Genomic DNA, 13,209 nt, shown 5'->3' on the forward strand with positions numbered 1-13,209 from the left:
ATGAAGTTCAATTTCAAAATACAACAATATCAGACCGATGCAGTGGACGCCGTGGTCAACGTCTTTGCGGGGCAGCCGTACAGCAGCGGCGTGTCTTATATCCGCGACACTGGCACCTTGAACCAAAAACCGCAGCAGCTGAGCTTTTTACCATTCGCCGATAATCCTGAACAAATGGAATTAGAGGATTTGCTGCGCGATTCCGGTTATAAAAACGAGGCTGTGGCGCTTTCCGATGATCAGCTTTTGCAAAACATCCACACGCTGCAAAGCCAGAACAACATCAAGCTCTCCCCGGAGTTGGTAAACGACATGGGGCGCTGCAGCTTGGACATTGAGATGGAAACCGGAACCGGTAAAACCTATGTCTATATCAAAACCATGTTCGAGCTGAACAAGAAGTACGGCTGGAGTAAGTTTATTGTGGTCGTTCCCTCGATTGCAATCCGTGAGGGCGTGAAAAAATCCTTTGAGATCACCACCGACCATTTTATGGAGTATTACGGAAAGAAAGCACGTTTCTTCGTTTATAACAGCTCCAACCTGAACCAACTCGACAACTTTTCTTCCAACTCCGGCATCAATGTGATGATCATCAACACACAGGCGTTTGCATCCTCTCTGAAAGAGGATGGCAAGAGCAAGGAAGCCCGTATTATCTATTCCGAACGTGATGAGTTCGGCTCCCGCCGCCCGATTGATGTTATTAAGGCAAACCGCCCTATCATCATCTTGGACGAGCCGCAGAAAATGGGCGGCGATGTAACGCAAAAGGCGCTGAAGAACTTTAACCCGTTGTTCTCGCTCAACTATTCCGCCACCCACGCAAAGCATCACAATCTGGTGTATGTGCTGGATGCGTTGGATGCCTTCAACAAACGGCTGGTCAAGAAAATTGAGGTCAAGGGCATTGATGTCAAGAACTTCCGCGGCACGGACAGCTATTTATATTTGGAGCAAATCGTACTTTCCAGCAAAAAACCGCCGATGGCAAAAATCGAGCTGGAAATTGCCTACAATAAGTCCATCAACCGTGAAACCCGTATTCTTGGTGTCGGCGATGATCTCTACTATGTTTCACAGGAAATGGAGCAGTACAAGGGCTATACGATTTCTGAAATTGACCCGCTGCGCAGCACCGTGACCTTTACCAACGGTGAGGTTATCAAGGCCGGCGATGTGGTGGGCGATGTTTCCGAAAAGGATAAGCGCCGCATTCAGATTCGTGAAACGATTTTGTCGCATTTTGAAAAAGAAGAAAAGCTGTACAACATGGGCATCAAGTGCCTGTCCCTGTTCTTTATTGACGAGGTCGCCAAGTATCGCCAGTATGACGCTGACGGCAATGAGGTCTTGGGCGAGTATGGCCAGATGTTTGAGCAGGAGTACATCAATGTTCTGAACGAGTATACAACCCTGCTCGATACGCCGTATCAGAAATATTTGAAGTCTACCTGCAGTGATGTCAGCCGTGTACACAAGGGATATTTCAGCATTGATAAGAAAACTGGGCGCAGCATTGACAGCCAGCTCAAGCGTGGCAGCGAGTTCTCCGATGATATTTCGGCGTATGACCTGATTTTGAAAAACAAGGAACGGCTGCTGTCTTTTGAGGAGCCCACGCGGTTCATTTTCTCCCACTCTGCCCTGCGTGAGGGCTGGGATAACCCGAATGTGTTCCAAATCTGCACGTTGAAACATTCTGACAGTAATACCGCAAAACGGCAGGAAGTCGGTCGTGGTTTGCGCCTTTGCGTCAACCAAAACGGCAACCGTATGGATGTGCAGAGCTGCGGGGACAGTGTGCATGAAATCAACACCCTGACCGTTATTGCCAGCGAGAGCTACAAGACCTTCGTTGAAGACCTGCAATTGGATATTAAAACGGTGCTTTATGACCGACCCACGGTTGCTACGAGTGAGTACTTCAAGGGCAAGTATGTCAAGGTAAACGATGTGCCCACCCTGATTGACCGTGAGAAGGCCGATACTATCGAGTTCTATCTGATTCAGAACGGCTATGTGGATATGAAGCGCAGAGTCACGGACAAGTATCGCCGGGATGTCGCAATGAATCAGGTTGCGGAGCTTCCCGATGAGCTGAAACCTATGTCCGAAGGGATTCATACACTTGTTCAGGCGGTTTATGATGACAGCGTTCTTAAGGAGATGTTCACCGATGGTCACGAATCGAAGGTGAAGGAAAATCCGCTGAATGAGAATTTTGCCAAGAAAGAGTTTCAGGCTTTGTGGCGTGAAATTAACCACAAGTATGCCTATACGGTGGAGTTCGACAGCGCCGAGCTGATTCGCAAGGCCATTGCCCACATTGATGAAAAGCTGTTTGTTTCGGAACTACAGTACACGACTACCATTGGACGCCAAAAGGCGAACATGAATGAGTATGAAATTGACCGCGGCGATTCTTTTACGGGCGAAAAGACCCGGACACAAACCCTCAAGCACGCAGAAACAAGCCAGATCAAATATGACCTGATTGGCAAAATTGCCGATGGCGCAAAGCTCACACGCAAATCGGCATCTGCCATCCTGCAAGGTATCCGTGCCGACAAGCTCTATATGTTCAAGAACAACCCGGAGGAGTTTATTTCCAAAGTGATCCGGCTGATCAATGAGCAGAAGGCCACTATGATTGTGGAGCATATCTCCTACAATACCATTGAGGGAGAATACGACAGCTCTATCTTTACGGCAGAAAAGGCCACCCAAAGCTTTGATAAGGCGTTTCTTGCCAAGAAGGCAATTCAGGACTATGTGTTTACCGATGGCTCTGCCGACAAGAGCATTGAGCGTAAGTTTGCCGAAGATTTGGATGCTGCGGAGGAAGTTTGTGTCTACGCCAAGCTGCCCCGAACCTTCCAGATTCCCACGCCGGTAGGCAACTATTCGCCGGACTGGGCAATCGCATTCTACGAAGGCACCGTCAAGCACATTTTCTTTGTGGCAGAAACCAAAGGCACGATGGAAACACTGGAACTGCGACCCATCGAGCAGGCAAAAATTTCCTGCGCCAAGAAACTGTTCAACGAGATGTCTACCAGCCATGTCGTATACCATGATGTTGACAGCTACCAGAGCCTACTGAACATAATGAATTCAATATGATGTGATAAGCCTCTTACCACTATGTAAACTAAGAGACCTAGCTGGTCTTTTGTTTATATAGTACGATTTTGATTGGTTTCATACTGTGCTGTGTCATATTCGGCGGGTATCAGCTTGGTAGCGGGGACCGCTACCCGTCCAATCAAAGAAGCGGTTCCCCAATATCGTTTCAGACCATTATAGCTATCGGAAAGTGGAACTGTGGAAACGCGCAAAGCCTCTGCTATTTGATTTGGCAGAGGCTTTTGGGTACACGGTAATATTCTCTAATTTCGAACGAGTTATAGGTTACACTATATTGTAAGTAATCGCGCTATTCGCTTGATTACAATCAAGCAATTCAAAAAAATCGAAAATGTTAAAGAGTATACTGTAACGCTGCCGATAAAATGTAGTATAGCAATACAGTTTTGCTGCAAAGCTCCATATAAAGGCACAAGTGCTAGTCCCATAAAAAGAACTACTAAATCCGTAATGGACAAGCAAGATAAATATAGTATGGTGTTGATTGTCTCATTGAATACTGTACCGTAAGCAGGATAACCCTTTTTCTTTTTCTCATTTCCACTGGCGATTGCACCTAATGTGGCAAATAATAACCCCAGCAAAATTGAAATTGCCGTACATACCGTTTCCAGAACACTCGTGCTAATTGGGGAAATTAACGTCAGACCAATTCCAAAGCTAATTGGTGTTGCCATAAAAATTACGCGATGGCGTAGAGAAGAAAGCATTTTCCAGTAATCACAGACAATTTCACGGATGTTTAGAAAAGAATTTTTCTTTCGCAAAGAATAGCGTATAATCAGTAAGAATGTGATTGCAAGAATCAAGGCACCACAAAAATGTGTTTCGCTCATGATAGCTCCTCCGTTAGCGTCTTGATATCACATGAATAGTCATATCCATTTTTTCAATGTATTCTGTCGCGCGTGCACATAAGTACGAAATGATGGTATTCTCGTCAGCATGACCGTTCTCTTTTTCGTATTGGCTGGGTATGTATTCAAGAATGCTCAGATTATCGTATTTATGCAGATTAACAGTTCTTTCTTTACCATCTCCGATGTCTATTGTTGCAGTAACATTGTCGTAAGATATGCCGTTTTCTAATTCAAAAATTGCAGACTTGTCTAAACCGAAATGGATTAAACGCTCAATAAAAGTACTGGCCGTTCTTCCAAGGAAGGATGACAAAACCCGTTCTTCTTTGGCATAAGAAATCCCACTCAGTTGGTCACTGTTGTCTTCTGAGGTGCGATTACGGGTCAATTTCAACCGTTTGAGTGTACCTAAATCAAAAAAAGCCCTTAGAAATTCACTGGGAGATACATTGCACGTGTGAAAAGTTGCGTTCATTTTATCTTTCGCAAACTCATTTATCATTTTACAGGTAATAGATTTGGCACCGTATATCCCCATAGATTGGAAAAGGATTAAGCCCTTGTTAATGGGTTCCGTTGACGTCTCTTTTTTGGGAATAGCAACAAATACAAAGAAAGGAACCATTCCTGCTTGATTCTTTTCAATTGAACCAACTTGTTCGTGAGATGTTGCATCGTATATGTCACTTTCTATCCCATAATTCCCCGAATGTATGCAAGCAGCAATGTAAGAAAATTTTTCGGTTTCTCCGCGCCAATTGGGATTTGTTTCAATGTAATACAACTTCTTTTCGGATTCAAGCGTTTCCATTGTGCGGCGAACAGCAAAAAAGGCTTCAAAAAAATCTATTGCCTGGGAGTATTGCGTATCATTGTATTGAACAGGGGAGTTCAGCCCTAAATAACAGCTATTCTTGCCTGATTGGAAAAAGTAGAAGCTGGAAACATATAAACCCAAACTCATTTAAAAGACTCCTTTTTGTATGCGCAATCCTATGAGTAACTATGTTCTTTGTGACATAGGAAAAATGGTGTAGATAGAAAAACTGTTTTCATATGTGTAGATTATCACAATCAGGCCACATAACCTTCCACTCAAAATACTCAGCCTGTGTAATCTCCCCAGCATACAACTTCTTCTGAACCGCAGCCCAATCCTTTAGAAAATCATCCAGAATCGTATCATCAAACCACATCGCCACGGGGGAGCGCGGCGGCCAGTTATCGTTGTCATCATAGTGCAGCGCAAGGTCTGGGTTGGCATTATACCGTGCTGTGCCGCGCTCGGTGGGAACCAGCTTGATAACGCCAGGCTGCTCCTCGTCCAGCCAGAAAAGCTGCTCCAGAATATCATTCGCCGGGCCGTTTCCGCCATCGGAAAGTGCCAACGGAGAAACACGCAAAGCCTCTGCTATTTGATTTAGCAGGGGCTTTTTTGGTACGCGGTAACCCATTTCGTATTGCGCAATGCGGTTTGCGCTGAGGTCGACCAACTCGCCCAACTCTTTCTGAGTCATGCGGCGGTGCTGGCGGATGCGCTTGATTTTCTCTCCGATGTTCATTTCGTTCACTCACTTTGAAGGATTTTCCTTATTGTACCACACCATAACATAAAAGCGCAAGAAAAAAGTAACAATTTTGCGAAAACTATTGACATTCGCATAAAAGCGCAGTATCCTATATTTACATCGCAAATATGCGAAAGTTTAAATTCAAGGATGGTGATCGAATGGATTGTAAAGAAATCAGAGAAATGTACAAGCTCATGTTTGCAGAATACCCGGACATAGTAACGGTCAAGGATCTGCAAGCCATGCTGGGCATCAGCCGTCACGCTGCCTATGACCTGCTGGGAGAGGGCGAGATCAGCTGCATCCGGCTGGGAAACGCCTACAAAATCCCCAAAATCAATGTGATCAATTATGTTCTGAAGCGTCCGTGCGGTCAGACCCGCGTGAGCGCGTAGGAGCTGCCTTGATTTTGGCAAGAGCACCTCCCCGTCTTAAATAGATTCGGCACCTTGAAAACTGCATATCCGACAAGCAAGGTACATTCACCGCATTGCCGTCAACTTACGAGTACGGCAGCGCAGACAGAGTATGCGCCATGACTGCCACCGGGCACGAGCGATTCAGTCTCTGGTAAACACCCCGTGGCGGAGTGGAGCGCAATGACAGATGTGGTCGTAAAGATACTTCCGTCCAGTCACAGTTCACACAATGAGGGCGGCAGGCAGAGAACCTGGCTGGGGTAAAAATACCCATAATGCCGTTGCAGCCGAACGGCAGCCTTGCGAATCGTCCCCACAGCTGGGGCAAGGTGGGCAAATGCAGCTGTGAATCGAAATGTTATCCCGAAAGTGTACCGAACGGATTCACTTTTTCCAGCCCAGTAAAAGTAGTGAATCAGAACCGTATACTTTCGGAAAATTTATTGGGAGTGAATCAGATTTGATTCACTATTCAGAGGACAAGGGCATAAAAGTGAATCAGTTCTGATTCACTCGCAGTAACCGCCCAAATCCGCCCGGTGTGGGGCGGATGCCCCGCGTCGCACACGGACGCGAGGAACACCCTAAACCCGCCGTTTGGCGCGCTTGTGGGGCTGTGGGGCGGCGCGAGCCGTACAACTTAACACTGGAGAATAAAACTTACTACACACAAAACGACGATAGTATGAGATAATAGATATATACCAAAACAGAAAGGACGATGCGAATGAATTATGAAAAACTTCCAAAAACGATCTCCGCCGAAGAACTCCTCTCCACGCCGCTGCCGCCGGTCAAGTGGATCATTCCCGATTTGCTCCCGGCAGGGCTGGCACTGTTTGCCGGTCCCAGCAAGGCGGGCAAAAGCTGGCTGACCTTGTGGCTGTGCTTGCAGGTCGCGCAGGGCAAACCTATGTGGGGACGCGAAATAGAGCCGCACACCGTGCTTTACCTATCGCTGGAGGACACCTTCAACCGCCTGCAAAAGCGCCTTCTCCAGCTGGTGGGCAGCGAAGAAGCCCCCGAACGGCTGGTCATGCAGACGGAATGCAGCAGCATCGGGCAGGGGCTGGAAGAACAGCTCACAAGTTTCCTCTATCAGCACCCGGACACCGGGCTGATCGTCATCGATACCTTGCAAAAGGTGCGTTCCAGCGACCAGAACAACAGTATGTATGCCAGCGATTACAAGGAGATCAGTGCGTTGAAGGCATTGGCGGACAAGTATAACATCTGCATTTTGCTGATCCACCATCTGCGCAAACAAGCCGCAGACGATCCGTTCCAGCAGATTGCAGGTTCCAATGGTCTGATGGGTGCGTCCGATACCAGCTGGGTCATGCAGCGCAAGCGTATGAGCCAGACCGCCAGCATTTTGGTGACCGGGCGCGATATGGACAACAAAACACTGCGCCTGCACGAAGAAAATTGCGTTTGGATGCTGGACGAGGAAGAAAGCACCGAACAGATTGTCGCAAAAGCAGTTCCCGGATATATTTGGAAGGTGGCTGACTACATCGATAGTCTCGGAACATGGCAAGGTACGGCTACCGAATTGCTCTCCGCAGCCGATATTGAGGGCGTTTTGCCCCACCAGCTGACCCGGAAAATCGTGGAACACTTCGATACGGTGTTTACGCCAAGAGGTATCCGCTATGAAACCCACCGCACCTCGCAGGCGCGGCAGATGAAGTTCTCCCATGACGGAAATGACGCAGATGACGCTAATGACGCTGATATTGACATAACCCAGCTTTTCAAATGGGATATCTCACAAACAGCGTCATCAGCGTCATTAGCGTCACAAAGGTCGCGTAAGGAGAGCAAGCATGGGCGAAGTGTTGCCACAGGGCAACCCGCCGAAAAGCCTACGGGGACAGCCCCGAACCCCTGTGAGGCTGCTGGCGCATGAGAAAGCGCAGTGTCGGGATCAATGTCCGCGTCAGCGTCACAGAGAAACGAAAAATGACGCTGATGGCTAAACGGTGCGGGCTGTCTCTCTCGGAATACTTACGCCAACGGGCGCTGGGATATGAACCGGGTGGACACCCGCCCAAGGAGGTATTTGATGTGTTGGACAAATTGGATGAAATTGCAGAGAACTGTTCTGCACGGGAAGGGGCAGCCATCAATGCCCAGACCGACCGTATGAGGGACCTGCTCATTGGCGGTAACTAAGATTTGGACGATCAAGGACAGCCTACAGCGTGTCCTTGATTACGCAGCCAACCCGGACAAAACCGAATACGATGCCCTTGCCCAGACACTGCACTACGCAGAGAACGATGCCAAGACCAAGCTGAACGAGAGCGCCCAGCTTGTCACCGGCATCCATTGCAGGGCAGACCATGCGTGGGAGGATATGCGAGCCGTACAGGAACGCTTTGGTAAAACAGACGGCGTGGTGGCGCTCCACGCCTACCAAAGCTTCCGCGAGGGGGAAGTCACCCCAGAGCAATGCCATGAGATCGGCGTGGCGCTGGCACGCAAGGTCTGGGGCAAGCGATTTCAGGTGCTGGTCGCCACACACATGAACACGGACAATCTGCACAACCACTTCGTTATCAATTCTGTATCGTATGTGGACGGCAAGAAATACGAGCAACGCCGCAGCCAATATGCGGAATTTAGAGAAACTTCAGACAAGCTGTGCCGGGAGTACGGCTTGTCGGTAGTGGAGCAGCCCAAGGCCAAGGAACCGGCGCGGTACGCCCGGATGCGGGAAGCCATCGACCAAGCCTGTGAGGATGCCAGTACTCCAGAAGATTTTCACAGGGCGCTGTATCGTCAAGGGTACATCTTCGGTGCTGATCCCAACCGCAAGTATGCAACGATCCGGGCGCGGGATGGCGGACGTGCAGTGCGGCTTTATCGGCTGGGAGAAGAATACGATCTTGCAGCCATAGATGACAGACTGCGGGGAAACTACTTGTTGTATGGACCAAGGCTGTATGAGTTGAAGCACCAGCCCCGGCAATATACGCCGAAACGGTATCGCCCCACGGAGAATAGAAGCATCCTCCAAATTTTCTTCGAGGTATTCTTCGGGGAATCCCAGATGCACCGCTTATATCTGTACTACTGTTATCAGCTGGGCATCCTGCCCAAGAAACAGCAACCGAACATCAACCGCCCGGAACTGGAGCGCATCTGGAAAGACACCGAGAAAATCCTTGCAGAACACGCCTTTGTCCGCGACCACAAGTTTCCCTCTTTGCAAGCAATCGTGGATTACCGCAAGGGCTTGTCCCGGCAAATGGAAACCCTTGCCGCGCAGCGGGCGGAAATCGTCAAACAGATACGCCGAAAGGATGCACCGCCGGAGTTGGCTGACCAACGCATGATACTGACTTGCCAAATCGCCAAACTGCGCAAAGAGGATAAAATTGCGGAAGGAGCAATCAAGCGTATTCAACGCACACGCGAATCCAACCATATTGACCGGGAAAACAGGATGCCGCTGCATCCCAGACCACGCCGCCGCAGACGTGAACGGGAGCGCGAATGATGTCAGTTTGCACCCAATGTGCAGGACGGTTCTTGTGCAATTCTGTGAATAGCTTTCCGGTGGGATTGCTGGTATCGTTGTACCGAACCCAAAATGCAGCAACTTGAAAAAAAGGAGAGAGGCCTATGGTAGCAGGACGCTTACAGGAGAAAAACGGATTTTATTACATCGTGCTGAGTTACACGGACTCGGCGGGCAAACGCCGTCAGCCGTGGATCGGCACGGGGCTGCCCGTCAAGGGCAACAAGAAACGCGCCGAAAAAATGCTGGCAGAAACGCGAAAGGACTTCACGATTCCCAAGGGGCAGGTGTCCGAACTCAGCCCCGATATGGCATTCAGCGACTATATGCGGTACTGGCTGAAAATGATGCGCACCGCTGTAACAGAAACGACCTACTCGTCCTATTGCTTCAATGTAGAGAAACATATTATTCCCTACTTTGAACCGCTGGGCGTAACGCTGGCAGGGTTACAGCTGCGCCAGATTCAGAGCTTTTATCTGCACGAAGCGGAAACGCTGAAAAACACCTCTATCCTGCGATTCCATGCCAATCTGCACAAAGCGCTGAAATACGCCGTGCGCATCGACCTGATAGCCAGCAATCCGGTGGACAAGGTGGACCGCCCCAAGCCGCAGGCATTCATGGCAAGCTATTACAGCGCCGAGGAGATGGAAAAGCTCTTTGAAGCAGCCCAAGGCCATAAGCTGGAACTTATCATCCAGCTTGCAGCTTTTTACGGCTTGCGCCGTGCCGAGGTGATGGGGCTGCGGTGGGAGGCCATCGACTTTGAAGCTAAGACGCTGACCATTCGCCACATCGTGACCAGCACCCGTATTGATGGCAAGAAGATTTTGGTAGAAGCTGACCGCGCCAAAACAAAATCCAGTCTGCGCACCTTGCCGCTGGTAGACCCGATTGCGGAGCGCTTAAAAGCCGTCAAAGAGCAGCAGGAGTACAACCAGAAAATCTGCGGCAACTGCTATAATCAAGAGTACCTTGGATATGTATTTGTGGATGCGATGGGAAATCTGATCCAGCCGGATTCCGTGACGACAGGCTTTCCACAGTTGCTGAAAGAGAACGGTCTGCGCAGGATTCGCTTTCACGATTTGCGCCACTCCTGTGCCAGCCTGTTGCTGAAAGAGGGCGTGCCGATGAAGCAGATTCAAGAGTGGCTGGGACACAGCGATATTTCCACCACGGCCAACATTTACGCGCATCTGGATTCGCAATCCAAGAACCTGAGCGCCCGGACGATGGCAAACACGCTGACATTGCCAGAGGCGCAGCCCATAAAGAAGTGGTAATTTGAACAGCAGCGGCATCTGAGAAATCAGGTGCCGCCTTTTTGCTGTCAATTTGTACCCAAGCTGCGGGAAGAATCTTGTGTAGTTCTGTGAATAGCTATTTGCCGCGATTGCTGGTATGATTTGTACCGAACCCGAAAATCACTACTTGAAAATAAAGGGGAGATGCTTATAAGAAAAGTACGGGAATTTTACAAAGCGGCAACAAAAAATCACTACCCAATGTAGAATTGAGTAGTGATACTTGGCGTAGGCGGTGGGATTCGAACCCACGTGGCATTGCTGCCAAATTGATTGCGAGTAATTTGCCGCATTGAATGCAAGATGGCATTTCGGGCCAATACTGGCTGGTTCGTTCGCAGATTTTGAGCGATGTTTGTAAGCAAAAGCGGCACAAGCATGGAATAAACCATGTAAGTACGACAGAAAGTAAAAAAATCGCCGTTTTTGCCCCAAAATGACACCTTTTTGGAAAAAATGCAAGATAGGATGCAAGATAACCCCAAGGGCAACACGCCCTGTCACAGCGCGGATTTGCGGGTACAGGCGAAACTTTTTTGATGCAAAAATGCAAGAAAATAACCCCAAATCAGCCAAGTAAAGCAGATAGCTGGTAACCAGATAGTCGATTCTCTGGGTTCAAATCAACACAAAAGGAGAATCGAAAATGAAGAAAAAAGCCGTCCAGCAAGACCCCTTAGCCGAGAAAATTGAGGAGATCCTAACCCCCTACTCTGACCCGATGTGCCGCAACGAATTCCGCAAAGCCTGCCACATCGGAACGCGAACCACCATCTATCTATTGCAGACAGGTCTCGTTCACTGCAAGAATAACGGCAGACGAACCCGGTGCTACAAAATTGCCAAGAAAGACGTTGCCGAGTATCTCTACCGCCGAGAGTCCGATCCGATGCACTATACTCCTCCCAGCGGATGGTATTACAACTGCCCAAAACACAAAAAGCCAGCGACCTCATTGGATCGCCAGCTCAATTATGAAATCGTGGACCGCCTGCTGGTTCGCCAGTGGTATGAAAAACTTCTGGACCGCAGCCCCGATGTACTGACCGCCGAGCAGGTCGGCGAAGTGTTAGGTTACAGCCGCCACACGATCTCCAAGTGGTGTTGCGAGGGCAGGCTGAAAACCATTATGCAGACCCCGAAGTACATGATTCCCAAGGTGTGGATTCTGGACTTTGTAGCCACGGATTTTTCAACGAGATCGGCCGAAAATGTGGAAAACACTACGGCATAGTCAGAGCCATCAAGCAGGCAAGCACCCCACTCAAAAAGAGCGGTACAAAGCCGGGCACGAAGAAGAATAAAAAGCGGAAAACCACTAAGTGAATATAGAACGACAATCGGGAGTTCCCACACAAATGGTGGGGACTCCCGATTTATCTATAGAAATTACAATCCCTTTCGGCAGAAAAATCCAATACTTTGACGCATCTACTATAAGGAATCCCAAAAAAGAAAAGCAACTTGACAATAGAGAAAAAATCCACATCAAATCGCTTTTCTTAAACTGCGCTTATAGATTGTTTACCCTTTTACTGCGCCCGCTGTAAGTCCCTGAATAAAATATCTCTGCAGGAATACAAAAATAATTGTAACAGGAATTGCAGCCACAATAGAAGCCGCCATCATGTATCCCCAGTTAGTAGATGCTTCACCCAAGAAAGTCATAACAAGACCGGGAACCAAGGTACGTCTAGCCGGATCTGTGACCAACGTCATTGAATACAGCAGGTCATTCCAGCTCCAAACAAAGCCATAAATGGCGATAGAAATCATGCCAGGGACAGCCATTGGGAACACAATGCTTCGCATAATTCGGAAATGACCGGCGCCATCAATCTTTGCGGACTCAATAAGAGAATCCGGGATCTGATCGAAATAGCTTTTCAACGTCCATGTGCCAACAGGCAAGGTGAATACAACATAGCTAATGAGCAGTGCCCAATAACTGCCGAGCAGACCCGTCTTGCGCATTAGTTCGTAAATTGAAAGAAGAAGAATCGCTTGGGGGAATGCCTGACTCATCATAAAGAGTCCCATCACAAACCCACGCCCGCGATAGCGGAACTTGGCAAAACTATAGCCAGCAAAGGAGCAAACAATCGTAGCCAGAATACTAGATCCAAACGATACCAACAAGCTGTTTCTCAGGTAGGTCATAATCGTTGAATCAGTCAAGATATGGATAACGTTATCAAGCGTGAGAGGGCCCACAAAAAAGTAGTTGCTAAATGTTTCAGATGTAGGCTTAAGGGCCGTATTGATCATCCACAGCAAGGGGAAAAATACAAAGAAGCCTATCAACAGCAAGGATAACCAGAAGAATACCCTAAACGGCTTAGTCTTTTCAAACATTCTGATTTTTCCCCC

The 13,209-nt window shown here is 48.5% G+C and carries 11 protein-coding genes; 7 read left to right on the plus strand and 4 right to left on the minus strand.

Features of this window, described 5'->3' with window-relative positions:
* Window positions 1-3,126: a type III restriction-modification system endonuclease gene (locus PG062_RS03740; RefSeq protein WP_270751213.1), complete on the plus strand. Its 3,126-nt coding sequence runs from the start codon at window positions 1-3 to the stop codon at window positions 3,124-3,126.
* A 293-nt stretch (window positions 3,127-3,419) separates the two neighbouring features.
* Here the strand turns inward: PG062_RS03740 and PG062_RS03745 are convergent, their stop codons facing one another.
* The 3 genes from PG062_RS03745 to PG062_RS03755 form a co-directional block, all read right to left on the minus strand.
* Window positions 3,420-3,986 (minus strand): hypothetical protein, encoded by a 567-nt coding sequence (locus tag PG062_RS03745; protein WP_270751214.1) that lies wholly within the window; start codon window positions 3,984-3,986, stop codon window positions 3,420-3,422.
* Window positions 3,987-3,999: 13 nt separating this feature from the next.
* Window positions 4,000-4,974 carry a hypothetical protein gene (locus PG062_RS03750; RefSeq protein WP_270751215.1) on the minus strand — a complete coding sequence of 325 codons (975 nt, stop codon included), beginning with the start codon at window positions 4,972-4,974 and terminating at the stop codon, window positions 4,000-4,002.
* A gap of 88 nt (window positions 4,975-5,062) precedes the next feature.
* Window positions 5,063-5,572, minus strand: a complete 510-nt coding sequence (locus PG062_RS03755; protein ID WP_270751282.1) for a helix-turn-helix domain-containing protein — start codon at window positions 5,570-5,572, stop codon at window positions 5,063-5,065.
* A gap of 167 nt (window positions 5,573-5,739) precedes the next feature.
* Here PG062_RS03755 and PG062_RS03760 point away from each other — a divergent pair, with 167 nt between their 5' ends.
* From PG062_RS03760 to PG062_RS03780, 6 genes are all read left to right on the plus strand, one after another.
* Window positions 5,740-5,976, plus strand: coding sequence for a helix-turn-helix domain-containing protein (locus tag PG062_RS03760; RefSeq protein ID WP_270751217.1), 237 nt, complete (start codon window positions 5,740-5,742; stop codon window positions 5,974-5,976).
* A gap of 751 nt (window positions 5,977-6,727) precedes the next feature.
* The gene (locus PG062_RS03765) at window positions 6,728-7,912 is read left to right on the plus strand and encodes an AAA family ATPase (RefSeq protein WP_270751218.1); all 1,185 of its coding nucleotides are present in this window, start codon (window positions 6,728-6,730) and stop codon (window positions 7,910-7,912) included.
* On the plus strand, window positions 7,909-8,178 hold the full coding sequence (locus PG062_RS15860; RefSeq protein ID WP_408611385.1) for a plasmid mobilization protein: 270 nt from the start codon (window positions 7,909-7,911) through the stop codon (window positions 8,176-8,178). The genes PG062_RS03765 and PG062_RS15860 overlap by 4 nt, the downstream gene beginning before the upstream one ends.
* Window positions 8,165-9,508: a relaxase/mobilization nuclease domain-containing protein gene (locus PG062_RS03770; protein WP_270751219.1), complete on the plus strand. Its 1,344-nt coding sequence runs from the start codon at window positions 8,165-8,167 to the stop codon at window positions 9,506-9,508. The genes PG062_RS15860 and PG062_RS03770 overlap by 14 nt, the downstream gene beginning before the upstream one ends.
* A 125-nt stretch (window positions 9,509-9,633) precedes the next feature.
* Window positions 9,634-10,818, plus strand: a complete 1,185-nt coding sequence (locus PG062_RS03775) for a tyrosine-type recombinase/integrase (RefSeq protein ID WP_270751220.1) — start codon at window positions 9,634-9,636, stop codon at window positions 10,816-10,818.
* A 667-nt stretch (window positions 10,819-11,485) separates the two neighbouring features.
* Entirely contained in the window at window positions 11,486-12,073 is a 588-nt protein-coding gene (locus PG062_RS03780) for a helix-turn-helix domain-containing protein (protein WP_270751221.1), read from the plus strand.
* Window positions 12,074-12,363: 290 nt separating this feature from the next.
* Here PG062_RS03780 and PG062_RS03785 read toward each other — a convergent pair whose 3' ends face one another.
* A complete protein-coding gene (locus tag PG062_RS03785) occupies window positions 12,364-13,194 on the minus strand; it encodes a carbohydrate ABC transporter permease (RefSeq protein WP_270751222.1) in 831 nt (276 codons plus the stop codon).
* Window positions 13,195-13,209 lie beyond the last annotated feature (15 nt).

The organism is Gemmiger qucibialis, assembly GCF_027689445.1.
In the GTDB taxonomy this organism is placed as follows: domain Bacteria; phylum Bacillota; class Clostridia; order Oscillospirales; family Ruminococcaceae; genus Gemmiger; species Gemmiger qucibialis.